Genomic DNA, 26,666 nt, shown 5'->3' with positions numbered 1-26,666 from the left:
GCCTCTCTTGGAACCCATCTCTCCCTTCATAAATCAGTTTGTTGAAGTAGCATTACCTGAAGAGAAGCAAATACTGGGTAAGGTTATGGATCAGGGGATTGATATCCTCGTCTTATATGATGGTACGCGATACATTTATGTACCTTGGATACATGTAAAATCAATCAGACAGGTAACTACAGATCTAGTCAATGCTCTTGAGATACAAGATAGTCCCATCTTTTTAAATAAAGAAGCTCTTTCCTATCGTAATATACTAAATAACGCAAAAGGTTTGTTCATAGAGATCAATGTGACAGGTAAACACTCTTTACACGGTTACGTGACGACAATTCTAAACAATTATCTGGTGTTCTATTCCCCGATCTTTAAGACTATGTTTATTTCCCTCCATCATTTGAAATGGCTAATCCCTTACAGCCGAAGCATTACCCCTTTCTCCCTTAGTAGTCATCATCTACCAATTAAACCATCTCAGATTCCGCTTTCTCGTTCTTTTGAAGAACAGATGAAACGGCTAGAAGGAGAGCTAACTATACTTGATACAGGTGATGATCCTCATAAGATTGGAATAGTCAGCCGTCTAGAAAACAATTTATTGGAGCTTACCAATGCTAACGGAGATCGAACCAGTTGGAATGTACAGCATATTAAAACGATTCATCTTCCTTCCTAATAACTCTGCATAAGTAAAGGAGGATCGGTGCTTAAAAGCAAACCGACCCTCCTTTTCGTTATGAGGGTGTTTCATCCCTCATCATCCACGTATGCAGTTGTTTAATTAGCGAGCTAATTGTTGCTCAGCGAAAGAAACAAGGCGCTTCGTGATTTCTCCACCAACAGATCCGTTTTGGCGAGAAGTAGTGTCCGGTCCCAATTGTACGCCGAATTCAGTAGCGATTTCGTATTTCAATTGGTCAAGAGCTTGGTTAGCTTGAGGAACTAAAAGGTTGTTGCTAGAACCATTGTTGTTAGCTGCCATAACCTTTCATCTCCATTCTGTTTGGATTTTTGCTGAGGCTATTGTGGCCTTCAGCATTCAACCTATCTGCTTTAGATAAGCTCAATGCTAACGGCTACACTATTCCTTTGCTGTTGTGTGGGGTGTATCTATATCATGTATCATTTCATTTATTTCATTCCTGCTTTTTTTTACTATTTTCTAGAAATCAGCTAATCCCTGTCTTTCGTGCTATAATCAAGGAATAGAGAAAGTTGGCTTTATTATGGGAGGAGTTACTTGCTTTGAAGAATAAAATTTTACTATTGGATGGCATGAGCTTTCTATTCCGTGCATTCTATGCCTCCTCTTGGACAGGCAGTATTCGTCAGACAAAAAGCGGTGTGTACACGAATGCTGTCTATGGTTTTACCAAAATGATGCTTGATTATGCAGACTTGATTCAACCAACTCATTTGATCGTTGCTTGGGATGTTGCTTCTCGCGAGTCCTTATTGCGAAGCCAGTGGTACGATGGGTATAAATCGAACCGAGTTGAACCACCTGCTGAGTTAATTCCTCAGTTCTCGCTGGTAAAGGAAGTTACTCAAGCTTTTTCCATACCTAATATAGGCTTGTCTGGTTATGAAGGGGACGATATCTTAGGTACGTTATCCAGACGATTTGCTGAAGAAGGACACGAAGTAATTATTTGCTCTGGTGACTATGACAACTTGCAGCTTGTCTCCGATCAGGTACATGTTAAAATTTTAAAAAACGGGGGTAAGCATGAACATTACTGCCCGCAGTCTTTACTTGAACAAAAAGGAATTACTCCTGCTCAAGTCATTGATGTAAAGGCCCTGCAAGGAGATACTTCCGACTGCATCCCAGGTTGCTCTGGTATTGGTGAAAAAACAGCAGTGAAGTTAATAAAGGAGCATGGTTCCTTGGACAATCTCTATGCCAATTTAGACTCCCTAACAACTAAAATGCGCGCCAAATTGGTTGAGAATAAGGAACAGGTATATATGAGTCAAAAATTAGCGACCATTCTCTCTAATGTACCCGTGGAATTGGTATTAGAAGAGGCGAGCTGGCAATACGATCCCCTATTGGTTTTAGAAAAAATGAATGAATTAGAATTTAGCAAAACAATGCTTGCACGGATTGGATAAAACAAGAAACAGACAAACAAAAAGAGCTGTAAAACCTCATTGGTCTACAGCTCTTTTTATATTTACAGGTTTTCATTTTGGGCATACTAATCCAAACAGCATTGTTTACAAGAAGATATTCTCTACTCAATTCAATTACGTAGCTTTTCTCCGTTCAGCAGCAAACACATCAAGGAATAATTCGCCATTCTCCGGGTCATTGGTCTCCCATGAAGTGGCGAAGCGTACATGGTGAGAAATGCCGATCAGGTCATAGGTCTGCACGAGATGCTGCCGCGCCGTTCCCATAATTAATGAATGTAATTGAACCTGTTTTTCCTTAGCTACCTGCCCTAATAACTGGCGCACTGGTGGAGATATTTCTCCAATACCATCTGTAATCATGACAAAATCAGCAGCCTCGAACTTTGGATTCTCATTCAAAATATGTATGCCACGCTTTATTGGTTCATCGAAATTAGTGCCTCCACCAAATGCCTGTTGAGCTAGCTGATAAAATCCTGTCCAATCCGGCTTTTTATAATACAAAGGGCGTTCAACAACTTCACCCTTAGTCCCAAATAGCATTAGCATAAAGTCACGTTTTTCCAATAAAGAGATAGCTGCGAAAGTCATAACAAAAATTTGGGCTAGCCGAAGTTTAGCACCTCGCATAGAATGAGAACTGTCTAACATGCAAATAACAGGTCCACTAGGAGGGTCATCGCGCCATCCGATCGTATCATAAGTAAGTAATTTTTGTTCCAGTGCCTTGACCATGAAGTAGGTTTCTAAATCAGGATCAGCGAGTAATACCGCTTCGCTTGCCAATAAATGGGACAGATTCCCAGATTGTCTTAAATCATCATATTCTTCCGGTATCCGTCGCTCTTTACGCTTTTTTTTACGCATGGAGAATTCATGAACGTTACGTCCCACTTCCTGCAAAAAGTGTATCAGGTCTGGATGCTTTGTAAGCTGTTCTACCCATTTTAAATATTTTTCATATGTTTCTCGTCTTAATTTCCCTAGTTCACTTCCCCAACGCCGATTCGAAAAACGTTGACTCGCCTCTAATAAGGCGTGCAAGTATGAGGTATCCTTCTCTTCTGCCTCTAATGACTTCTTTAATGATTGATGTAACCAATTACCCAGTTCTTGTTCTAGGTGATGTATTGCCGATTTTTCTTGCTTCATGAGGCGCTCTATTTGCTTCTGTTTTTGCACTACTTCCTCTTCTAGCTTTTTTACTTTCTGCAACAGCTTGGGACGCTTTATATAATTCGTTTTCATCTCTTCTTGCAACTTTTCGATTCGACTACGCAATAACCGCACTTCTTCTTCTGCCAACGGACGAGAAGATTGAGATTCTTCTTTTTCCTCAACCATCCGCTTGCCCTGCTGTAAGGTGTAGCCTACCAATCGCAATTGCTCTTGTTGTTTTTGAGTCAGACGCTCTAGTAGTTGGTCCGTTTGTTCAGGTTGGTTCGATTGCTCATCGCCTTTCTGACCCTGCTGTGGTTGATCTCCAACACCTAGCATCCTGTCCATTTTTTTACGCTTCTCCACCTCTTCTTCAAAGCTAGAAACCAGCCACATAAGTGCCTTACTCGCTGTTTTAAAAGAGGCGCTCTCTCTGGCTATTGTTCTTGGATGAATACTTTGGTAAAAATGCTGACGCAACAAGGAACGTATCATCCAACGATGAAAAGGAGAAACATCACTAGCTTCATTTACCTCTGGTTGTTTCAAATAAAAAGCTAAGAAAAAATCAAACAAGAGTGGCTCACTAAACCATGGCGATTTACGCTTCGTTTCCTCCACCCATTCCTTTGCCATACGAGAAGAACGAAAATAAGCATCAAACACATAGCGATCTACACGCTGGTGTCGTACAAACATATCCGTTCACCACCACTACAAGGTATAGTCGTACTCAACTCCAGGAAGCTCACGGTCAAACAATGTACGATACAAGCCCTGCAGGATTTGTAATTGTCGTTCACCCTCCAGACGCAGGTGAGCAAACTTCACCGTATAGGACTCTACATGTAGCAGCATGAAATTTTTCTCTAAAAGATAACCAGGCAAGTCCCCTTCTTGTTTAAGCCATTCCGTCAGCTTTTGTTGTAAATGGCGTGCTGTTTCTTCCAATTCTATTTGGCATTGCTCTAGCATTATTTTTGCTTGTTCTGAAGCTTCCTTGGTCATTTTCGAGCCAATTTCCTTTTTAAATTGGAAAGCATGGAGTTCTTCTTCTTTTTCCATCCATTTGCTTGAAACTTGTTCGTAGTAGCGTAATGGTAGCTCCTTCTCTAGCTCTGCCTTCAAAGACTCGATAAATCGTTCTTGGTAAAGCTCAGTCAGTGTCGGCAAATCTTCGGGCACGTCCCATAGCATATGTGGGGTGAACACCGTATCCCAGAGAGAAACTTCTTCCCGCCCATTTAACACAGCGGAGGTCTGCCATACCAATGCAATTTTACGCAAACGACGATCAGAGATAATGAACTCTTTATCTTCCATCTGCTGCTTTAATCTATATAAGAAATAAACAAGTGATTCCGGTATATGTACTTTAGAAGCAGCCTGTTGTACATCTTTTACTTCGTACATGTTAAATAAGGCGGGAAGTGGCTCCGATTCGAGTTGGAACATTTTTTCGTAACTGGAGGCAAGCTTCAAATAGCCAACCTCATAACGAATCAGAAACCGATCATATAACGCTGCTAATTGCTCCTGATCGTCAGGTAGTTCGTTAGAGGCCGCCATCACAAACATTAACGGCACTTCCTCCTTCTCTTGACCATTAAAGAAGATACGTTCATTTAATATAGACAGTAAGGCGTTTAAAATCGCACTATTAGCCTTAAAAATTTCATCCAAAAATGCAAATTGTGCCGTAGGTAGATATCCATTTGTTTTGCGCACATATTGATCCTGCTTTAATTGTTGTAAGGAGATGGGTCCAAATAATTCATCCGGTGTGCTAAAGCGTGTCAATAAATATTCAAACCAATGATTGGTACCAAATAATTGTGAGAAGGCACGAGCTAGCTGTGATTTTGCAGTTCCTGGCGGTCCAACCAACAAAGCATTCTCACCGCTCATGACCGCTAAAAACAACAGACGAATCAATTCCTCTCGCTCTAAGAAACGTCCTTCCAATTGCTTAATAGCGCTTTGTATACCACGTTGCATAGCTTTCGTATTTGGCTTCATACATCTGCTGCTCCTCTCTGATACAAATCTGCTTCCATGATGACATATGAGAGTAAAAAAAGAAAGTTGAGCACTGATTAAAACCGCTGATATTAAGGTGACAATAAGGATACAAACCATAAATTGGAAGGTGAATGTGACATGCCTCACGTGCATTTAAGCGAAGAAGAGTATCAGGCCATGATGGACCGAATTTACAAAATTATTTCCCGTACGGAAGAATTAGACCAAGTGACCCATCATCTAATTTTTGAAGTCTGGAGAATCCTCCATTTCGGAAAAGTGGACAGTCCTTCATCCATGCAGGTATTACCAAAAGCTGAGTAGTCCAATGCTGAAGCAAATCTAACACAAAAAAGCTCGGTTTTCCAAAAGAAAGCACGAGCTTTTTGTATCATGAATTTTAGATTAACCATCTGTTTCTTCGTAGGTGAACATTTTACATAACCATTTAGAAAAATTATTGTCATCGTTTTTCTTGTCATCAATACGTTTGTCTAACGCTTCTATATGATCAAGTACCGCAAAAGGTTCGGTAAGGACCGGTTGATAGCGGAGGCAGTTTGGAGTATTCCGCCTGCTCAGAAGAGTGCGCGTAGGGGTTTGAAAGAGCAACAAGAAGCCGCTCCATCACGCTGTAGTCTCCTTGGTTCACTGCGCTTTCTAAAGCGTCTTCTACCCGGTGGTTCCGAGGAATTAGCGCAGGATTGCTGTTTTGCATCAACTGATGTGAGGAGGCTTTCGATCCCTGCTGCCTACTTAGTCTCGCCTGCCACAGCTCATGCCACTGAGTAAATTCTGGAGTCTCAAACAGAACCGTGTCCTTCAGTGTATCAAAAGTTAATGCGCGGAAGGTATTGGTATAGTCCGCACGATACTTCTGCATCATACTGAGGAGGTCTTCAATAAGGGATTCATCCTGTATCTCTTCGTTGCTTATTCCTAGCTTTGCTCTCATTCCCGCGAGCCAATTACTGTGATACAACTCAGTAAAATCTGAAATCGCATCCTGAGCCAGTTTGACTGCCTGCTCATGATTGACATGTAGCAGAGGCAATAGGGTTTCAGCGAATCGGGCAAGATTCCAACCAGCTATATACGGCTGATTGCCATAGGCATAGCGGCCTTGAATGTCAATGGAACTGAATACCGTTGCCGGATCATAGGCATCCATGAAGGCGCAAGGACCATAATCAATGGTTTCTCCACTAATGGCCATATTGTCAGTGTTCATTACCCCGTGAATAAAGCCAACCAGCTGCCATTTAGCAATCAGCAAGGCCTGACGCTTGATCACTTCCTGAAGTAGTAAAAGATAGCGATTCTCACCAGCTTCAACTTCTGGAAAATGTCGTTGTAATGTATAATCGGCTAGTACTCGGAGTTCCTCTTCAGTGCCCCATTTTGAAACGTATTGAAAAGTGCCGACGCGCAGATGGCTGTCAGCCACGCGTGTCAGAACTGCACCAGGCAGGTCGGTTTCACGAATTACTGACTCACCGGTTGTCACCACCGCTAGACTGCGAGTAGTAGGAATACCAAACCCATGCATTGCTTCGCTGATGATGTATTCGCGTAGCATCGGTCCAAGTGCCGCTCGACCATCACCCCGTCGAGAGTATGGCGTTTTCCCTGAACCCTTAAGCTGAATATCAAAGCGTTCACCTAGGGGAGTGATTTGCTCGCCAAGCAGCAGAGCCCGGCCATCACCTAACCTCGTAAAATGCCCAAATTGATGCCCCGCATAAGCCTGAGCAAGAGGAAAAGCACCTTCAGGAATCCGGTTACCAGCAAGCACTTCTACCCCATTTTCACTTTGCAGCTCCTGTACGTTCAACCCCAGAGAGGTTGCCAACGGATCATTAAGAATGATCAACTTTGGTGAAGATACAGGGTTTAGATTGAGACTGGCAAAAAATGATTTCGGCAGTTGTGCATAACTGTTGTCAAAATTCCATCCTGTTTCTATTATTGCTTTTTCCTTTGTCATCGTATCTACCATTCCCCTTTTCTTGTTTATGTCGTTTAGTATGCTAGTTTTTTCTGTTCTATTGAACAAAAATCATAAGTATTCTTTGGTATTTTTGGTTATCTATTTTCTATCCCCCACAAGGCAATCCCTGTTAGTGTCTACTTCTGCCAATTTATTATACTCTTTCGGCACATAAATGGCGCCCTCGATAAAGGAAAGATTTCTCCCTCCATCCTGTGTACCTTCGTTTTCAGTCCCTAGTAACCTCCTATTAATTCCCATAAATAGTATATACGAAAAAAGAGCCCCTTACTTATAGAAGGAACTCTTCTGTACTTGAAAACAAAATGGTTACTTGTTAGTAAAGCAATTACTCAAGAGAAATCCCAGCCACAGCTTGATTGCCTTCTTCCATAGCGCTGATAGATTCGGCTACCTTAACCATCATGGAACATTCGATTCTCTTACGGAAGATGTCACAACTAAAGTCGTAAGTTCCCTTGAGGGAGCCAGTTGCGTGAAGTGCATTGGCAGGACAACCGCCGCTACAGTATAGTTTCGCCCAGCAGTCCTGGCATTCAGGCTTCGAGTAGCAGTTGCTCTCTTTAAATTGGCATTGCATCTCTGGTTTTGTGATTCCATCCCAGATGTTTCCCATGCTGTATTCTTCATCCCCGACGAACTGGTGACAAGGAAAAAACTCGCCCCATGGTGTGACAGCGAGATATTCTGTTCCTGAACCGCAGCCAGAGATTCTCTTTTGAATGCAGGGGCCTTCTGAGAGGTCGAGCATGTAATGATAGAAGGTAAAACCATTGCCATTTTCCTCGCGCTTGAGCATTTCCTTGGCGAGAATCTCGTACTGGTTATAAATCTCTGGGAGGTCATCCTCAGTGAGCGCATACGGTTCCCGTGGATCACAGATGACCGGTTCCATCGAGAGTTTATCAAAACCAAGGTCTGCGATGTGAAAAATGTCATTAGTGAAATCGACATTATTGTGGGTGTAGGTTCCACGTACATAATATTCTTTGTCTCCGCGCTTTTCAACGAATTCCTGGAACTTCCGAACAATAAGATCGTAGCTCCCCTCTCCAGTGACTGTTTTGCGAAGTCGATCATGGACCTCTCTTCTTCCATCAAGACTCAATACGACATTATACATTTCCTGATTCAAAAAATCGGTGATCTCATCGTTGAGCAGCATGCCATTCGTAGTAAAGGTGAAACGAAAAGTCTTTTTGTACTCTTTTTCTTTACTTCTTGCGTAAGCGACAATCTGCTTGACAACCTTCCAAGCCATGAGCGGTTCTCCACCGAAGAAATCGACGTCAAGGTTTCGGTGATGACCAGAGTTTTCCAATAGGTAATCAATCGCTTTTTGTCCAACCTCATAGCTCATGATTGCTCTGTCTCCGTTGTATTTCCCCTGACTGGCGAAGCAGTATTCACACGACAGGTTACAGGTATGCGCAACATTGAAGCAAAGAGCCTTTACATAAGTCGGACGATTTCTCAAATCAATAGAGAGAGCCTTATATTCATCCTCTGTAAAGAGTTGCCCATCATTTTTTAGCTCCTCCACATCCGCGATTGTTTCTCGAATGTCTTCCTCGGAAATGTCAGATTCATGTGCGTACTTCTCCAACATCATTGCCACTATTTTTTCCGTAGGTGTATTTTCATAAAGCGCGATGATTTCATAGGCGAGGTCATCGACAACATGCACCGATCCACTGTAGGTGTCGAGCACAATGTTGTATCCGTTTAGTTTATATTGATGAATCATACTTGATAATCAAGCTCCTTTTGCCCATAAAAATTGCCGCCCATCCGCAAAGCAGTTGGGCGGTACATTGCCTGTTTCCTATCTGTTCATTGTGTTTTCACACTGCTGATTTGCAACTCCACAGGAAGTTTTGCAGGCTGACTGACAAGATGTCTGACAGGCGCCACATCCACCGTATTTTGCGGTATCCTTCAGTTTACGAATGCTCAATGTTACGATTCTTTTCATCATGCACGACTCCTTTTGAAGATACTTTTTTGAAGAAATAAGACTTACATATCGTGAATTTTTTCACATTATTCCCATGATAATTTTAACAACACCTCTGGTCAACGTCAATCCGTACCGATGTCTTATCTGTGAAATATAATTGATTTCGCTTCCTCAAATGCTTCAACTATTCACGGGAACTGATCTACAGGAGTATATGTTTAATTGATTTTATGGCGCTTTGATCAAAGGCAAGAGATGATGAGAAATTGAATGTTAAATTTAGGAGAAATATATTTGATGGTTTTACTCTACATATGATTCGTACGCTCAATCACTTCCGCAAAATATTCAATATTTTCCAATACAGAAAATCAGGTCAGAGAATATCGTGATGCTAGACTTCTCTCAAGTATTACGATACGAGTAAAAAGAATTACTGATATGTATAGTGAGGAATCCACAAAATGGTGCGGATACTAGCTATGAAATTATCTTGTAAGGGATACTGATAGTTGCATTTTGTATTTGGTATAATACACAATTGAACGCCCGAATTTGTATATTCGGACGTTAATTTTCACATTTGGAAATCATCAAAAGCCATCTACGGAGACTTCAATTTATTCTATAGCTCTTTCCAACCACCAGTATAAGTACCGTCACCACGAACTAGTAATTCTCCTCTAAGGCTTATATTTTGCAAATTAATAATATCTCTAATTCCCCAACTCAATTTAGAATTAACAATAGCTCTTACGTCATTACCCTCTGGGTCATTATGATAAGTTTCGTGATCAAGATGCCAAGCATTTAAAATATTACTCGTTTTCCACTTTGTATAAGGATTTTTTTCGTACCATGTAACTCTTTCTTTTTTGATTTTTACTTTTTGATAAAGTGTATAAGTCCACAACTCAACCCCAATTGCGCTTTCTAATGTATAGGTCGTGTAACCGGTAACTTTTTCCTCTTTCTCCTCTTTTGCTTGTGTACTAATTCCCCTATTTGGGCTTGGTTCAGTAATCATATGAGTAGTCACTCTGATTTTACTTCCATCCTCAAACTCATGAACTTTTATAGCTTTTACTCCATCAATCTTTCCTGAAGTTTCCATTCCATCATTTGCAAGAGCTTTTTTAATTTCATCGGCTCTTAATGCTTGAATTATGGTTCCATCTTCATTTATCGCGCCAGATTGCATTAAAGCGGATAACCCTTCTGTATTTTGAGGAATGGTTAGTCTTGTTTCACTCTCTGTTGCAAAAGTTGGTTGAACTAATCCAGTAACTAATACAGCAGACATTGCAATAGAACTAATAAACGATTTTTTCAAAAAAATACACTCCTTATTGTTTATTTGGAACAAAGTGGTAAAATGATTCTTGAGGTGATATTAACGTGAAGACATTTCTCTTAAGACCAAGTGTTATAATTCCTTTAATAATTCTAGTAATAGGAATTATTAATATTGCACCATCCGATTTTTGGATGGCTTTTTTCAAATTACTAATTTTTTCAGTTGTTATTGCTCTAGTTATTGAATGGATAGGTTCACTGTTTAAAAAAAAGAAAAACTTATAAAACCTTCATTTTTCTTTTTCTATAATGTCATCCTCTATATATGAATCACCCCATATTAAAAATGATGTAATCCCACCTATATGTCTTCAAGAAATAACTGAAAACAGCTCAGTTTCTTTTTTCAAATTGGATTTTCAGTACAAATATTCCATATCGACAACTAGCGTTTAAACTTCTGAAAGACATTAGTGTATTCATCTAATTACTGACTTATTTGTAAAACTGCTGGATTCGAAAATGAACCTTTTTGAAATAAAACTGTTCTAATTCTGTTCGGAGGATTTCTAAGTTTCTATAAATTGATTTCGAATTCTAAAATTTCTGTTTTAATCGTTTGTAAGTGAGTGATAAAATGAACCTGAGTAACTGTTTTTGTTGCTTAAGGTGGGGGCGTTCCTATGGTCTTCAAACTAACAGGAACGCCCTTTTATTTGATAAGCAACATAGACTGATAGCAAGGCACCTCCTTCCTTCCTCCTGTGTATTATTTTACCATCAGTTACTGAAACTACCTTTAAAAATCTTGAGAGTGAAACGTTCTTAAAATTCCGACAAAATATTGCATATTTCCAATAAAAAAGAACGCTCCTCAAGTTATAGCCTTCTTTAGATTCGTTTTAGATGAGTTAATGACCAGGATCATCATGATTTTGCTTCGCGGCTTTAAACATTACGTAATTTCCTGAATTAGAATAATGGATTACAGTAAAAAAAGATAATAATACCAACGAAACAGTTGCAATAATAGTAAAATATTTCTTCATTAGTTATCTCTCCTTTTCATTACCTTTATTTACCTTATTATATACTTCCGTTATTCTTTCCAGAAGAGATAATTCAATTTGTTTCCCTATGTCACAATGGGAGGAATAAATATATTCGGAGCACTCCATAATGTTATGTCGAGCGTTTATCTCGCTGTAAAAATACATACTTTTTAGATATGCCTCCATTCCATCATCAAATAGGCCATGTTGTACAAGAAATCTGCCCTTATATCTAAAATATTTACCTAATTCTAAATACTTATATGGTGAAATTTTACTATTGGTATTTCTTTCTTCTTGTCCTAAAATCTGCTGAATAGCAACAGTGTCATTGATTTTAAATAAGACCTCTAATAAGTCATTTACTCTATGTAAGCGATTATCTACTGTTGCTTCCTCTATACAATCTTTCAGTAATGGAATTGCTTCATAGTATTGCCCGGTTTTAGAAAGAATAATTGCACGAAAATACTTCACTTTTTCTATTATTAGACGATAGCCCAGTCTGGCATACATCTCAAGATGTTTTTCTAACTCTATATATTTTCCTAATCGTGAATGAGAATTCAAAATAGCTAGAGCTACTCGTTCTTTTAGCTTATTGTTCGTTGCGTCCTCTTCATGCCCCTTTTCTCCATATTCAATACACTTCTCATACCTCTCAATATTGTGTGCATGCAAAGAGATTTTATAGTAAAAATGAACTTTCTCATCCTTTCTCATAAAGTCAGTGTAATTTAGTACCTCCTCACCTACTTTAAACGACTCATCTAAGTATTTTAGATCTTCTCGCTCAATAAGATATTTTTGGTATAAGCCTTTAGTTATGTAGTTAGGTAGTCCATGTCGGTGTTCTATCTCAATATACCGTTCAATGATCTCTTCATAAGGGATGCTTAAAACTTCTGCGATTGGTTTTAAAGTCTTTAACTCTGGACGCTTCGTTTCCCCAGATTCAATCTTCGACAAAACCCCTTTACTGATTCCTGACAATCTTCCCAACTCCGATAAGCTAATTCCTAATTCTAATCTTTTTATTTTTATCAGTTCCCCCAATGTTGTGAAAGTTAAACTTTCAGACATATTAATCCCCTTCCATAAGTTATCATAGTAGCATTGAAGCCTTTATTATTTTTAACCTGATTCTAACCTTTATGTATAATTTTGTAAATAACAATAAAAATTATTGGATTAAATAATTCTTTTTTACAAATAAGAATCAATTTTTGAAATATGAAAGATGGGCTCCATATACTCTGCTCTTGTTTAATAATTTAAATTCAGATCACAGCAAATTAAGTCAAAATAAAAAAGGAGTACGATTAACATTCCGCCTCCCTTTTAAGCTGTTATTATATTCTGTAAATAACCTTTTATGTTCTATCCTTTCATCACATTGTGAATCAAGTTATACATATGTATTTGTAATATCAATCCCATCTTTTATTAATAGTAGTAGGTTTCTTAAGCCGTTTTTTCTTTAGCAAAAAATACGGAAACATATCTAGTTTAAAGTATAAAAAACTTCCTAATGAACTTTACATTTGGGGGAGCTATCTCCCCCACTACGTTTTACTTCAATACATCTACTACAAATTTAGACCAGCTCTCTAGTCTTTCATATGTATCAGGTTGTAACAGCTCCTCGATGGTTGTCCATTTGCCTTCCAACTGTTCTATTTCTCTTACATTCACAATTGCATTCTCATCTAAATCAAGTGTTACAAGTAGCCCAATATGTACTTTACCTACTTCTTCAAGATCGTCATTGATAAAGCCAATCGTGTTAAATTCTCTCTCCGCTGCTTGAATGTCTAGCTCTTCTTCAAGCTCTCTGAGTAAATTCATCTCTAAGACTTCCTCAAAGCTATTAGTATCTTCATCATTCATGTGACCACCTGTGCCTAACGATAACTTATCATGGAGACGTGCTTCTCCCCCACCTGATAGACGTTTATACATGAACAGCTCATTACCCTTGCGAATCACAACATAAGGAATTGGTTGCTTAAAGCTTGGATCTTCCTCGGCATCTCCACGTCTCATAACAGTGTAATGAGTTGAGATGTTACTCATTAACTTCGTGATTCTATCAGGTTCTTTTTCAATCCCTTGGAAAACTAACTTCTCATTATCAAATAGGTTCGTTCGTTTTACTACTAGAATTTGTTCATCCATTTTACTCATTGCGATTCTCCCTTAGTCTAAATAATGTTCCCTCATCACAAATTGGGGGTTACCCTTGCCTTACCGTACCCATTTATTGAGAAGAAGTTAATAGGCTTCTCTCTTGGATTTAATCCATAAAGTGCAAATCGAGTTATGTCACCTTCTTCACAATAGGGATCAGACGCTAGAGTTATCCTCAGCCCTTTTAGCATTATCACGAAAGAAAATACTCTGCATCATGGACAAGCCCAATTTTGATTATTGAGGTCTTTAGTATACAGTAAATTTGTTGAGAGATGTTCGTTTAGCAAATCATAGGAACTTTTTGAAGAATTTCTAAGCTGTAGAAACGATTGCTTCTACCAAAACAACTAAAATGCACAACATTCTTTCTCACATCAATTTGAAATAGCTAGATCTGACTGATTATAACGAATTTATTAATGAGAACATCAAAGGGATATTCCTTACAGATGAAGTTGTTACTCTATTTAAAGGGTATATTTAAAAGCCTTGGGGCATTAGTAAGAAAAGAAAACAATAATAGCTATTTGCAAAAGTTGTCGAATAACTATTATTGTGTTTATAGTAGATAGGCCATATCATTTTCAATCATGTATCTCGCTACGTAAAAAGACAAAAGGCAATATACCCAATTAATGCGTCCATTCCGGGTATAAAGTATGGTGTATGTATGAATATGTATGTTTCATGCTGAAGAGCCATTCTCTGTGAGATTTGGCTCCTCAACACTTTGACAGATTGAATTGTTATTTTTTAGTTTTTACATCGACTAAAGGTACTCCGCCATATTCTTCAAACACATTACTATTAGAAGCACTTAGCGTATCAAACATAAAAATTCTCACAATCATTGGTACTTTTGCATTTTCTGCATATACCTCTTCTTTTACTGGTAATCCCGTTTCAGGGTCAAGATACGCTATGACTTTTTCTCCCGTTCTTTCTCCTGCGTATAAGCCAAACCCAACGTTGACTTTCATTTGAACCTTATTCACTTTTTTCCCAATAAATTCAACGGTTCCGAGTTGCTCCCAAGAGTTTTCTTTTACTGACTCTTTGTACTTTGATTTATAGTATTCAAACAATGAATCATAGGATAAATTCGAACCTTTTACATTTGCTACTTCTCCTTTTACTCTCCCATCCTCATCTAATTCTATCTTTACACGTTTAGAAGAGTCCTTCGCATTATTATAAAATTCCTTGGTATAAGTAACATACTCAGTCACACTATTCGATTGAGGTGTTGGATATGAATAAGTAAAATAATCTGTACGCTTATTTGCCGAATTACGCCATTGTTCTTCAATACTAAAAGTCATGCTTTCATTGAAATCATCGCCATACTTAAGTATTTTTACATGCTCAATAGCTTGTTTTTGATTGTCGCTTTTATTCGATTCTTTTGCGACAACAACATTGCACACGGTTAAACTCATCGTTAAAGCTAAAGCTACAAACTGATACACACTCTTCTTCATTACAAAACCTCTCCTTTATAATATATATTCTCTTCTAGTTGTAATGTCTAATATTGTCTCAATTTGGATTATAAAGGAAAACACTGATCACAAAAAGCTATTATTTTGCTTAATTCATTCGATCAAATACTCGTCTTATCATATGACCTTATAAAAATAATTGTAAGCAGCTATTGACTTATACTTTATCCTACATGTGAGAAATATAATTCATGCTCTCGATCATGAAAAGGCTAATAAGGTGGGAATTTATAGAGGTTTGGGATTCTGAAAGATAGGCTATAGTAGCGAAAGACCCTTAGTATAATCAAAAGGGTCTCTGCATTCGAATTATGCTTAATAAATTCCAAATATTACTCCCCCCATATTCATTGTTCATATCAGTTCGATTCATCTCCTTCCGTTCTACTAGCCTTGCCCCTCTCTTTTATCAAATAACGACATCTCACGTTCCCGTCTGCAATGCATTCCGTACGTTCAACATCAGCGTCAAGCAAAGCTGCGAACAGGGCAACCTCACATTTGCATGCTTGGCGATTGCGGATTGCAACTTCTACAACAGGACAATTTGCTTCGTCAAATAAATATGTACCATCTTGATTTTTTTCTAACTTGACCATGTATCCTTCATGATCCTAAAATTTTGCCAGAGTTGCGACTCTTTCCTCAAAACTTTGTCCAGACATCGCCTCTCGGTACTTTTGCTCAATTTTTTCCATTCTCCGTACAAATAAGCTAGTAACTAACGATTCCCCGAACATGTCATTGATCTCCTCAATCAATTCCATGGCCAGATTATCGTATTCATTCGGAAATAATTCTTCGGATAAAACCGTAAGACGATAAGAAAAAGTCGGTCTTCCTACATGCTGACGTAGAATGCTGGTTTGGATATAACTGTCCTTTTCTAAAGCGTATAAATGCTTACGAACAGACATACGGGTCACTCCCAAATGTTCCGATATTTCCTGGACACTTACTGAACCACGCTTCTTGAGAAACAGCAATATTTCTTTTCTTGTTGATTTTTCCCGTAATCGAGCCGCGTGTCTGTTCATGGATACCCTTCCTTCCTGAGCAAGATAAGAGTTTATAGTATAAAACTTTGCAGAAGCGATCTGTCTCTTCTGCAAAGTTTAGATGAGTGAGGTTAACGAATCGCTTCGTTATAGCGACGATTGACCTCCTCCCAGTTAACTACATTCCACCAGGAGGATACAAAATCGGGCCGTTTGTTCTGATACTGTAAATAATAAGCATGCTCCCAAACATCGACGACCAGAATCGGTGTTTTCTTATCCATTAAAGGAGTATCTTGATTTGGGGTACTGATTACTTCCAACTTGTCCCCATTAACAACAAGCCATCCCCAGCCCGCTCCGAAACGACTGACAGCAGCTTTCGTCAAGTCGTCCTTCATCTGTTCAAAGCTACCGAAATGCTTTTCAATTCCCTTCGCTATATCACCATCAGGATTCCCACCCCCAGTCGGACTCATAATGGACCAATACAAGCTATGACTATAATGTCCACCTCCATGGTTTCGAACAGCTGTACGAATTTCTTCAGGTACATCGTCCAAATGACTGATCAATTCTTCTACAGTAGCATTCTTGAACTGGGGATGGTTTTCGATTGCCTTGTTTAAATTCGTCACATAAGTTGCATGATGTTTGCCATGATGGATTTCCATAGTTCTGGCATCCAGGTAAGGTTCCAACTCGTCGTAATCGTATTGCAGTTTTGGTAAAGAAAATGGTTCCATTCAATTATTTCCTCCCATCTTGGTTGATTACACCCTTAGTTTACACGATATAAAATATTTTGTACACAACCAAATATTTTTACTCAACGCAACTTATTTGGTATATATTTCATAATGATATATCTCAATTTTTCGATTGTCCCTTCTTACTTGAAAGTAGACTGCATAATTTGCGTCTGCCGAAAAGATGATGATTCATTTAAATATTCCATCTACTAAAGGTATAGAATTCCAACAAAAAAGAACGCTATATAATGAATAGCGTTCCTTTAGAAAAAACTGATCAATGCCTCGGATCAGCGTTATTTGTACGTATACTGAACAATATTTGTTCGCTCGAAGCTGCTAAATTATCTACATAAACAATTCCAACAGTAATAATCATGCATAATGACAATACCAGCATAATCATTTTATTTTCATCCAATCCAATCCAACTCAATCCTCTTATTTCATATTTTCCCTTTTGTCTGTAAAATCTTCCGATTGATGCCAGTTTATAAGGTGTGTGCGGATCATTTGGTAATAGTTCTTGTTCTCTGTTTACTATTTCATGTAAAGTCCCATACCAACCTCAAGTATTTGCGATACAGTTCATCAAGCTCCGCAGTTGGATCTATCATGTCACAACTATAAGTAGAAGAAATTTCAGTAAGATGTGCAAACCCTTCTTCAATGAACTGATTTAACACATCAATACGTTTTTCAAAGTTAAATTCTTCACCAGCTATCTTGCTTCTAAGTAGCTCCTCAATTTCTCTTTTCACCTCGGAATCAACTATCATTTCATTCACCATGTCTTGGAGCAAAATGGGTGGATTCATATTGTATTTCTCAATCCACATGCAAGCTAGCAAAGGGCGAAGAACATAGAAGTACTTTTTAATTTTTACCTGTTCTCCCTGTAGATAGTCTCTATAATTTCCTTTCGCCATGTTAAGATAGTGATGGATAGAAGCCTTTGGAGAAAATACACGCTCCCTTAGCTTTACCAGCTCATGCTTAAATCCATAAGCATCGTGGTAAACGATTTCTGAACTCAACCATTCCATCAATGAAGGATTTGACTTTCTAAATAGCTTGAGGGCCTTTCTAATATCCCATCCGTTTATGTCAAGCAAATTATTAATTGGGACTTCAATCACATCTCGCTTATCATCAATTGAAAGATACCATTCAGGATGCCTGATATAAACAAATCGCACATCGTAATCACTATCTTGTGATGGGAAGCCCCATGCTCGGCTTCCTGATTCCACGGCAAAAAGAATTTTTATATTGTGTTTTTGCTCCATTTTTTTGATTTCATATTGTATAATTTCTTTCATCTTTCTCTCCCATTATGAAGGATTATCCGTAAATGGTTCACGCTCTATTTTGTCATAATATAAAACACATTCTGTCCGTTTAGAGAGATATATTAGCTAGAGTAGTCATAATAATCTCCTGCTCGATAAAAATTTCCGTGAGAATCTCTGTTGGGAAATCCCTCTTTATGAGCTGATTTTATTGGCATCTTACTCCCACATGCATGACACCACGTCTCGGTCGAATTTTTGTAAATATAATGAACACCCTTATTCATACATATCGGACATTCATATCTTAATTTGTAACGTTTTGTTCCATTTGAATCTTCTTTAATTCCTGTTGTTAGATAATCTGAAACATGAACAACATTTACTTGATTATCATTTGACTCTTTAGCTTCCTGGGAATCCTTACTCGATTGTTCTTGAATTTCATTGTTATTGTTTTGATGCTGTTCTTCCTGTTGTTCTATTTCCTGCTGTTCTATTTCCTGTTGTTCTATTTCTTGCTCCTCTTCTTGCTTCATATTGTCAAAGAAATTACTATACGCCTTACCTATCTTTTCGAATTCGTTTACTGTTTTAAGGATATCCTTGTCCACACCGAAAAGATTAAATACGTTCTGAATAATCACTAATTTAGCTAGATAGTCATTTTCTTGTAGTTCGATCCCTGCTTCTTTACCCTTATCGTCCTTGATGGAAATTTTAACTATTAATGACATTTTTTAACCACCCCGCAAATGATTATAAGCAATAAATCTACATAAAGCAATGCAGAATAGCATATTATGAACCCCTATTACTCCAGTAAAAGGCAATTTGCTTTCCATTTTGTTCATTCTTAACCTAGGTAGCTTATGAAAAGATAAACGGGAGATCATAAAAGTAAAATCTATGAAAAACAGTGAAGTACCCTCTTACATAGACTTCGGAAAAGCTCTAAGGCTACCGGATGAAAAGTCTAAGGGGACACTTCACTGCACGATCTGGTATTGTTTTTCTCAAGTTTTCATCTTTATATAGACTGTTTCTAGCATAACACCTTTAGTGCTGGCCTGCCAGCCAAGCAGCGATTTCCTCTGTCTGCGACAATACTGCAATCGGATCAAAGTACCAGGAACGTTCTTCTTTCCATATGTATACACGATTGTTTTTTACTGCATCAAGGGAAGACCAAATCGGATCTGCTTTCAAATCTTCCAAGGTGCGGTCGTTAGACGTCAGGATGATATAATCACCTGCATACTTTGGCAATAACTCATCGGACAACTTAGCCCACTGCTTTTCAAGTATTTCTGCTGCTATAGGAGTAGGAGGCTTGAATCCAAGGGCCTGATAAACGGCTTGACCACCTCGTCCAAAATTGTCACCGTAAACATGGATCGACTTGGTTGTTAGCTCAAATATAGAAAAGGTAGCATCAGCCGGCACTGCTTTCCTTGCCTTTTCTCTTGCAGCAGCAATACGACGGTCATACTCCGCAAGCCATATTTCTGCTTCTTTTTCTTTACCCAGTAGCTTTCCAAAATAGGTCAGCTCTTCATGCGCATTCTTCAATTCGCCATAGGGAACTGATATTGTAGGGGCAATCTTGGATAATTGCTGGTACCTGTTATGATCGCTTGCCGACCCTGTCACGATCAGGTCTGGTTGTAAATCGATTACCTTTTCTAAAGAACCATCCACATCACCAATATCCTCCACATCCTTGAGTGCTTCAGCAAAATACGGATTTTGTCGGTGCAGTCCGGGTGTGCCAATCGGAGTAATGCCCAGCGCGATGAAACTGCCCAGATATTGATCGGCTATAATCTTTTTAGGATTAACTGGAATTTGTATATCACCAGTGACCGTCGATATTACTTTGGTTTGCACGGTTTCAGAAGCCTGACCGGAATTCGATTGAGTTGAGCTTTGCGACACTGAGACCGCAGATGACGTCTGACTCCCCGCATTTGCTGTATTCGTGTTTGAAGTGCCAACAGAGCACGCACTAAGAAGCAATGCTATGCAAAGGAATAATGTTGCCGTAGTAGTTGACTTGGATTGTTTGTACATCGGTATAAGTCCCTCTTTCTTATATTGATAACGAATATCATCATCAATATAGCGCCGACCCTTTTGAACTGCAATGGAGGATCGAATGGTGTTAAAAGGACGATCTTCTGTTTTACGCTGCTCTAACTCTCTGACTCTAAACCGGGCCGGCGAAACACCCTTGTACTTTTTGAAAAGACGACCAAAATAATATGGATCCTCATAGCCCACACTTACAGCTATTTCGCGTAAAGTCGCATCCGTTTCCACTAGCAGGCTTGCTGCCTTATCCATCCTTATCTGAATGAGATAATGAATCAGGCTGTGTCCGGTCTCCTTTTTGAATAGAGCTGATAAATGTGGAACACTGTAGCTCAAGGTCTCTGCAAGCGATTCCAAAGTAATCGATTCGAAATAATGCTTTTGCATGTACAAAATCACTTGTGCAGCAATTCCTGGTTCTTTCCTATGAATCTTTTGGCTTTGGAGCTGTCGCAAAATACTGTAGACGAATTGATAAAAAACCGATTTTATGTGGAAACGTTCAATTGACCCAAGCTGTCTCCATTCTTGATTCATTACTTTAACTTTATGGAAAAGTGAGACAGGGTCGTTCGGAGAAAAGCTGTATTGTAATTGAAACGGATTACTATTTTCCATCAGATCCAAAACGTCCTGACTACATAGATGCGGGAGAGTAGCCTTATAAAGAATTAAATAGTATTCGAGCTCGTCTTCTATCCCTATAATCTCCAAGCATGCACCCTTCCCGCTATGCAGCACATGGAATCTCTCTGATCGATAAACTTCCCCATCAAGCAGAATTTGGGCAACACCGCGAGTCGCATACACAAAACCGCTTGCGGGGAGTCGATAAGAGCAAAGCTCCTCTCCTGCCCTCAGGATCGTATGGCGGATATCCAACACTCGTATGGAAGCATGATTCCATAACACAAAATAGTCGTTTACAGGCATAACTGTAAATCATCTCCTTAAAGTGCAACATATCACGGTACCACTTACCCCTTGCAACCATACAAAATATGAAATCATTTTACTTGATGCTGTATCTCATCAAGTTATAATGTAGCACTGCCGCGTACCGCATACAAAAATCCACTGGTTGGTAACCGATAGAATCGAGGCTGGATAAGCTTTCATCTAACCGTACTTGTCTGTTCGACTCCTCAGCAGTCATTGTGACCCGTGTATCAATTGCATCATTCATTATACATGATAATAGTTATCATTATCAATGAATGTACTGTACTTTCAGTCGATATCTATCATTCATAGAAGCTTCACTCATCTACTTGTGAAAATAAGGAAAAAAACCTTTCGCATAATACTTCAATAGATTAAAATGGAAGAATATGATAGGTAAAAGGTATAGGAGGCTTCTCTTGTGAAAACGATAGTCATCTCCCTACAAGTCATCGCAAAAATAGCACTCACAATCATGGCGGGGTTCCTCATTTCGTTTTTCCTTCATGCGATTTTCCCTACTTCACTCAAAAATTTTTCTCAAATAGGGATGCTTATCGGGGTATGGATTACCTATTGGCTATTTGAACGAAAACGTCGTTGGCCTCTAGGGTTTGAAGTAAAAGGAAGCTGGAAGCAGTTTGTAATGGGTATAGGAATAGGAGCCTGTACGATTATTCTTTCCTGTGTACTCATCTGGTTATTTGGTGGAGTACAACTTACAAGCGTACCAATAGATACCTATTTACTTGTGGCTGTTCTTTCTACCATTCCCAAGTGGATAATAGTTGCCGTCGTTGAAGAAGGACTAGTGAGAGGATATATTCAGGGACTCGTAAAGGAGTCATTCGGCACCAATGTTTCAATTCTTTTCTCTTCTCTTTTGTTTGCATCGATTCATTTGTTCAACACTGGTTCTACCGAGTCACTACTCCCGATGTTATGTCTTTTTCTTGACGGGTTGTTTTTCGCTATGATCAGGGAGATGACGGGCAAACTATGGCTGCCTATTGGTGCTCACTTTATCTGGAATTTCTTACAATCTGCTCTGGGATTTGCAGTTTCAGGTGGTGAATCAGGGGCGCCTGCTCTTGTACAAGTTCAACCAACGGGGGATACCATGCTCTCTGGAGGAGCTTTTGGTGCTGAGGGAAGCTATCTAACAGCCAGTATATTACTGATTACTTTGATTATTGCATGGAGAATATATCGAAAACAGAATATGAAGGCTGCTGGCAGTCTGTAGAACTCTTTACATGATATTTATCTATTTGTAATACTTTACTCGTTCAAATAAACTGCTATTACCTACAAGCGGTAGAAAGCAAATCTCTTCATTAAAACCCCCAGAATCATTCTGCGGGTTTTAATGAAGATTCACTACACCTTGATACATCTCATCAAAGCAGCTTCAATTCAGATATGAGTGTTCCCTATTAACAGGTGTAATCATAATAATCTCCTGCTCGATAAAAATTCCCATGTGAATCTCTATTAGGAAATCCATCCTTATGTGCTGCTTTGATAGGCATCTTACTGCCGCACGCATGGCACCACGTTTCAGTCGAGTTTTTATAAATATAATGAACTCCCTTATTCATACAGATTGGGCATTCATATCTTAATTTATATCTCTTTTTACCATTTGAGTCTTCCTTGATGCCAGTTGTTAAATAATCTGATTGATCAATCGTTTTTGTTTCAACTTCTTTAGACTCTTCTATCTCCTGAAAGCTTTTTATCATCTGTTCCCTAATTTGTTCATTATTAACAATGCGTTTTTCTTTCATCTGCTTCTCTTCTAATTGCTCTTCTTCTGGTTTCATATTGTCAAAAAAATGGCTGTAAGCCTTGCCAATCTTTTCAAATTCGTTTACTGTCTCCAGTATATCTTTATCTACGCCAAATAAGTTGAATACATTTTGAACAATTACTAATTTAGCCAGATTATCGGTTTCTTGAAGCTCTATTTCAGCTTCTTTCCCTTTGTCGTCCTTTATGGTAATTTTAACTGTTAATGACATATATTAACCACCTCGCTGATGATTATAAGCAATAAAAGGACGCAACGCAATGTAGAATTGCATATTTATACAACTAGTCCATTACTTGAAGCATACTAGACTACCATTTCCCTATTTATGGAGGTTATTCTACTTTATCTGCTCCTCATATTGCTTTAGAGTAAAAGCTTCTTTGTAGTATATCGAAGCCTTACATCAAAATTAATTACTTAGCATTATGATTCCCCCACAAGTTCAAAATACTCTGAATAACGTTATACTATAATCTATCCCTTATTCAAGTATAGAAATATACTGCTTATCTATTTTGTCAGCCAGCCAAACCATTTCATTTCCATGATAAAAGGTAACATTATCGATCCAAGCTTTTTTTGCTTCTATCTTTAGAATAGCTGGTTGCTTATCCCTTCTTTTTCCCACTTGTGTTGCAGTCTCAATTTCTTCCGATAAGTGGACATATTGTCTTCCTTTAGGTATAAGTCCTTGCTCCATAATCAATGCAACGAATCTTTTTGGTGTGCCATGATAAAGAAACTCTGGAGGCTCACTTTCCTCTTTCAGAACTTTTTTAGCTGTAGAATGGCCATACAAAGCTCTAATTTTTCCATTATGAATCTCGTGTCGTTTCTTATCAGATTGTGAAATCATGATATGCAGGTCATTTTCATGAACATTATGCCATACCGGTTGCTCATGTAAGGAATGCAATAATTGCTCAATATGGACCCACCCATATTCATCTAACTCTAATTCATATTCATGTGGTGCATGACGCAGGGCATACGAAATTTCTTTACTCAATTTTTGATAATTCATGTTCTACACTTCCTTCTGAATTTTTATCACGATAAAGTATAGCATTTTCTTTGCTACTATTTTCTATATCCAGTTTCTTCTTCTATAATGTCACAATCAAAAACCCTGAGTAAAAAACGAAGAGTGTCAGCACTTCCATATGGGAATGCCCATGCGTCGTATTCTAATCTCCCTAAATTTTGATCGACGCTTTCACAGCTTACAAGGGTATATTCAGCACTTGCGATAGCGTCCAACCATGATTCAAAATCCCATGGTACTTTTAATCTAGGATCTGTATCTCTTTCCTCAGCTGGTAACGAATAGTACAAGCTCCAATACTCATCTAATTCCTGCTGAGAGGGGTTCCAAAATTTTGACCATTTTTCTTCCGTAAAAAACGACTTCCAAAGTACATAGTCTCTGTCATGCAGTTTACCTGCTTCTTTTGCTGTTTTTAGTTTATTGAACAAGCTTTTTAATTCGTTAAATGAATCATTATTATTAATTTTACATGTAAAATAGAGTAATTCTTCTGCCATATAATCTCCCTAGTAATAGACTTTGACATGTCGGTAAGGTATAGGTATCACTTATGCTGCATGTATGCATATTATATCAATTGAAGCAGATATTCAGATAGCGATTATTTAGAGAAATTTCTATTCTGATGCAAGAAACGATAAGTGGTCATTTATTGATTATGTTCATGTTATTCCTGTTATTAATCGTCTAAAATTAATTGTTTGTTCGCTCCTGTTCTGGATGTACATATGGTAAAAAATGTATACAATTCAAACATACCCCTTTTCCGATAGTATACATATCCAAAAACACATCTAGTTGATTATCAAGTTGGGTGTCTAATATGAAGGAGATGGTAATGATGAAGAAAGTAAAATTCATTGCTTCCTCACTAATGGCGGTTTCTTTAATGTTTGGAGCACAAGCTGCTAGTGCGCACACTACTCTTGAACGTTCCTCTGCCCCATCACATTCGATTCAACCTAGCTTTGACTATCCTGGTTATAAAATCGTTCAGAAGAACCTTGTGGTTGATGGTCATTTTTATATTGCAAATCTAGACTTTTTTGTAGAAGGAGCACCAGGTACGATTCGACTTGAAAATGATTTTGCAAATAACAGAACAAAAGTCATAGCTATTAATCCTACTCCATTTGATCCTGCAATAATTCATGACCACAAAAGTAAAACGACTTACAAAGTCTATATCACTTGGTATTAATTTATTTACAAGACGTGGGACTTCCTCCCACGGTCTCTTTTATGATCGAAAAGCTGAAAGCTCCTTTATTACACCTAAAGTAGAATTCATTTTTTATGACCTAGTTGTTTAACTAGATCATTTCTATTACATCTTACCGTTTCATGAACGAAGTAAAATTGAAATATCTTAGGCTGTTGGTTAGCCTGTGTAAGCCGTTGCTTTACGTTTCATAAGAAAAAATGTTTTTTGCGAGATCCATCCTTCTTTCACGGTGCTACCTTCACGAACACAGTAATCCAAAATACCTTCTTACAACCATAAACTTATGGATTGGAAAAATATATGAATAACGATACAAATGTATTAAACTAGAATTCAGATGATCCTTGCCACCACACTAACTTTAGGAGGGATGTGTCTGCATGCGAATAATAGAAATCGTACTACAAACGAATCGTTTAGACGAAATGAAGTCATTTTATGGAGAATTGTTAGGTTTTCCTATTGAACAAGAATCTGCTGAGTCATTTACTATTATAACTGGAGAGTCAAAAATAATATTCCAAAAACCCGTTTGTGATCTAGGTGCTTATTATCATTTTGCTTTTACAATCCCTTCGAATAAGCTGGTAGAATCAAAGCAATGGCTCCAAAAAAAGGGGATTTCTTGCTTTTCAAATGACAATCAGGATCAATTCTTTTTTCCTGACTGGAATGCAACTGCCTCCTATTTTTACGATCCAGATGGTAATCTGGTCGAATTTATTGTACATCACTCTTTACACAATCCCTCGGAGGCTCCATTCAGCCAGCACAGTATCCTATACATCAGCGAAATTGGACTACCTGTTCCGAATGTTGCAGAAGGCTCAAAACATATTTACGAGATATGTGAACAGGAAATATGGAGAAAAGACGAAAAACAATTTGCTGCCATCGGTGATGTAGAAGGATTATTTATTCTCATTGAAACGAGCCGTCCGTGGTTTCCAGATGCAAGAATGCCTGGTGTGTTTCCAACTCTCGTAAAAATTCAAGGCGACTTAGATAAACAAGTACAGCTCTATGATTTGCCGTATCAGATAATGTGTACTACAAAGGTGCATATGTAGGAAAAATGTAGTGTAAACCAATAACTGATATTCTCCTCTCTGTTTGATACAAATTTATTTCTGAATTTTCTGGTAGCGTCTGAACGAAAAAAC

At 38.3% G+C, this 26,666-nt stretch carries 25 protein-coding genes; 6 read left to right on the top strand and 19 right to left on the bottom strand.

The genetic code is table 11. The features are described 5' to 3' along the window. Positions 1-7 precede the first annotated feature (7 nt). Positions 8-676, top strand: coding sequence for a hypothetical protein (locus BrL25_RS21745; RefSeq protein ID WP_018670995.1), 669 nt, complete (start codon positions 8-10; stop codon positions 674-676). A 105-nt stretch (positions 677-781) separates the two neighbouring features. On the opposite strand, the gene BrL25_RS21740 is transcribed toward BrL25_RS21745, so the two are convergent. Then, complete coding sequence (locus BrL25_RS21740; RefSeq protein WP_018670996.1) at positions 782-982, bottom strand: alpha/beta-type small acid-soluble spore protein; 201 nt, start codon at positions 980-982, stop codon at positions 782-784. Between the two features lie 293 nt (positions 983-1,275). On the opposite strand from BrL25_RS21740, the gene BrL25_RS21735 reads away from it, so the two are divergent. Continuing rightward, on the top strand, positions 1,276-2,118 hold the full coding sequence (locus BrL25_RS21735; protein ID WP_051088585.1) for a 5'-3' exonuclease: 843 nt from the start codon (positions 1,276-1,278) through the stop codon (positions 2,116-2,118). 135 nt (positions 2,119-2,253) lie between these two features. Here BrL25_RS21735 and BrL25_RS21730 read toward each other — a convergent pair whose 3' ends face one another. Together BrL25_RS21730 and BrL25_RS21725 are read right to left on the bottom strand one after the other, a co-directional pair. Continuing rightward, complete coding sequence (locus tag BrL25_RS21730; RefSeq protein ID WP_018670998.1) at positions 2,254-3,999, bottom strand: vWA domain-containing protein; 1,746 nt, start codon at positions 3,997-3,999, stop codon at positions 2,254-2,256. Between the two features lie 15 nt (positions 4,000-4,014). Beyond that, positions 4,015-5,319: an AAA family ATPase gene (locus BrL25_RS21725; RefSeq protein WP_018670999.1), complete on the bottom strand. Its 1,305-nt coding sequence runs from the start codon at positions 5,317-5,319 to the stop codon at positions 4,015-4,017. A 141-nt stretch (positions 5,320-5,460) separates the two neighbouring features. Between BrL25_RS21725 and BrL25_RS21720 the strand changes: the two genes are divergently transcribed. Beyond that, the gene (locus BrL25_RS21720) at positions 5,461-5,646 is read left to right on the top strand and encodes a hypothetical protein (RefSeq protein ID WP_018671000.1); all 186 of its coding nucleotides are present in this window, start codon (positions 5,461-5,463) and stop codon (positions 5,644-5,646) included. A 187-nt stretch (positions 5,647-5,833) separates the two neighbouring features. Here the strand turns inward: BrL25_RS21720 and BrL25_RS21715 are convergent, their stop codons facing one another. From BrL25_RS21715 to BrL25_RS21655, 13 genes are all read right to left on the bottom strand, one after another. Continuing rightward, positions 5,834-7,309 carry a protein adenylyltransferase SelO gene (locus BrL25_RS21715; RefSeq protein WP_018671001.1) on the bottom strand — a complete coding sequence of 492 codons (1,476 nt, stop codon included), beginning with the start codon at positions 7,307-7,309 and terminating at the stop codon, positions 5,834-5,836. Positions 7,310-7,661: 352 nt separating this feature from the next. Next, positions 7,662-9,080 (bottom strand): thioether cross-link-forming SCIFF peptide maturase, encoded by a 1,419-nt coding sequence (scfB, locus tag BrL25_RS21710; RefSeq protein WP_018671003.1) that lies wholly within the window; start codon positions 9,078-9,080, stop codon positions 7,662-7,664. A gap of 78 nt (positions 9,081-9,158) precedes the next feature. Continuing rightward, positions 9,159-9,308: a six-cysteine ranthipeptide SCIFF gene (gene scfA / locus BrL25_RS21705; protein ID WP_081621595.1), complete on the bottom strand. Its 150-nt coding sequence runs from the start codon at positions 9,306-9,308 to the stop codon at positions 9,159-9,161. A gap of 610 nt (positions 9,309-9,918) precedes the next feature. After that, positions 9,919-10,626 carry a hypothetical protein gene (locus BrL25_RS21700; protein ID WP_018671004.1) on the bottom strand — a complete coding sequence of 236 codons (708 nt, stop codon included), beginning with the start codon at positions 10,624-10,626 and terminating at the stop codon, positions 9,919-9,921. Positions 10,627-11,641: 1,015 nt separating this feature from the next. Next, on the bottom strand, positions 11,642-12,724 hold the full coding sequence (locus BrL25_RS21690; protein WP_018671007.1) for a helix-turn-helix domain-containing protein: 1,083 nt from the start codon (positions 12,722-12,724) through the stop codon (positions 11,642-11,644). A gap of 489 nt (positions 12,725-13,213) precedes the next feature. Beyond that, entirely contained in the window at positions 13,214-13,828 is a 615-nt protein-coding gene (locus tag BrL25_RS21685; protein WP_018671008.1) for an NUDIX domain-containing protein, read from the bottom strand. A gap of 752 nt (positions 13,829-14,580) precedes the next feature. Then, positions 14,581-15,315, bottom strand: a complete 735-nt coding sequence (locus BrL25_RS21680; protein WP_018671009.1) for a hypothetical protein — start codon at positions 15,313-15,315, stop codon at positions 14,581-14,583. A gap of 380 nt (positions 15,316-15,695) precedes the next feature. Further along, positions 15,696-15,935, bottom strand: a complete 240-nt coding sequence (locus BrL25_RS25905) for a helix-turn-helix domain-containing protein (protein ID WP_018671010.1) — start codon at positions 15,933-15,935, stop codon at positions 15,696-15,698. 15 nt (positions 15,936-15,950) lie between these two features. Next, positions 15,951-16,373 carry a helix-turn-helix transcriptional regulator gene (locus BrL25_RS25900; protein ID WP_018671011.1) on the bottom strand — a complete coding sequence of 141 codons (423 nt, stop codon included), beginning with the start codon at positions 16,371-16,373 and terminating at the stop codon, positions 15,951-15,953. A 92-nt stretch (positions 16,374-16,465) separates the two neighbouring features. Beyond that, on the bottom strand, positions 16,466-17,080 hold the full coding sequence (locus BrL25_RS21670) for a superoxide dismutase (RefSeq protein WP_018671012.1): 615 nt from the start codon (positions 17,078-17,080) through the stop codon (positions 16,466-16,468). Between the two features lie 551 nt (positions 17,081-17,631). Beyond that, complete coding sequence (locus BrL25_RS21665) at positions 17,632-18,408, bottom strand: nucleotidyltransferase domain-containing protein (protein WP_018671014.1); 777 nt, start codon at positions 18,406-18,408, stop codon at positions 17,632-17,634. A gap of 92 nt (positions 18,409-18,500) precedes the next feature. Further along, positions 18,501-19,115: a hypothetical protein gene (locus BrL25_RS21660; RefSeq protein WP_018671015.1), complete on the bottom strand. Its 615-nt coding sequence runs from the start codon at positions 19,113-19,115 to the stop codon at positions 18,501-18,503. A gap of 322 nt (positions 19,116-19,437) precedes the next feature. Beyond that, a complete protein-coding gene (locus BrL25_RS21655) occupies positions 19,438-21,405 on the bottom strand; it encodes an AraC family transcriptional regulator (protein ID WP_018671016.1) in 1,968 nt (655 codons plus the stop codon). Between the two features lie 430 nt (positions 21,406-21,835). Here BrL25_RS21655 and BrL25_RS21650 point away from each other — a divergent pair, with 430 nt between their 5' ends. Continuing rightward, on the top strand, positions 21,836-22,660 hold the full coding sequence (locus BrL25_RS21650; protein ID WP_018671017.1) for a CPBP family intramembrane glutamic endopeptidase: 825 nt from the start codon (positions 21,836-21,838) through the stop codon (positions 22,658-22,660). Between the two features lie 190 nt (positions 22,661-22,850). On the opposite strand, the gene BrL25_RS21645 is transcribed toward BrL25_RS21650, so the two are convergent. The 3 genes from BrL25_RS21645 to BrL25_RS21635 all read right to left on the bottom strand — a co-directional run bounded on the left by BrL25_RS21645 (position 22,851) and on the right by BrL25_RS21635 (position 24,775). After that, on the bottom strand, positions 22,851-23,438 hold the full coding sequence (locus tag BrL25_RS21645) for a hypothetical protein (protein WP_018671018.1): 588 nt from the start codon (positions 23,436-23,438) through the stop codon (positions 22,851-22,853). A gap of 273 nt (positions 23,439-23,711) precedes the next feature. Beyond that, positions 23,712-24,254, bottom strand: coding sequence for an RNA 2'-phosphotransferase (locus BrL25_RS21640; protein ID WP_018671019.1), 543 nt, complete (start codon positions 24,252-24,254; stop codon positions 23,712-23,714). A gap of 56 nt (positions 24,255-24,310) precedes the next feature. Continuing rightward, positions 24,311-24,775 (bottom strand): hypothetical protein, encoded by a 465-nt coding sequence (locus BrL25_RS21635; protein WP_018671020.1) that lies wholly within the window; start codon positions 24,773-24,775, stop codon positions 24,311-24,313. A 344-nt stretch (positions 24,776-25,119) separates the two neighbouring features. On the opposite strand from BrL25_RS21635, the gene BrL25_RS21630 reads away from it, so the two are divergent. Continuing rightward, positions 25,120-25,479: a hypothetical protein gene (locus BrL25_RS21630; RefSeq protein WP_018671021.1), complete on the top strand. Its 360-nt coding sequence runs from the start codon at positions 25,120-25,122 to the stop codon at positions 25,477-25,479. A gap of 404 nt (positions 25,480-25,883) precedes the next feature. Next, positions 25,884-26,573 carry a VOC family protein gene (locus BrL25_RS21625; RefSeq protein ID WP_018671022.1) on the top strand — a complete coding sequence of 230 codons (690 nt, stop codon included), beginning with the start codon at positions 25,884-25,886 and terminating at the stop codon, positions 26,571-26,573. Positions 26,574-26,666: the final 93 nt, after the last annotated feature.

Origin of the sequence: Brevibacillus laterosporus DSM 25 (assembly GCF_002706795.1) — a bacterium.
GTDB classification, from domain to species: Bacteria; Bacillota; Bacilli; order Brevibacillales; family Brevibacillaceae; genus Brevibacillus_B; species Brevibacillus_B laterosporus.
Note: the sequence above shows the minus strand (reverse complement) of the source record. Positions and strands in the feature narration are given on the sequence as shown.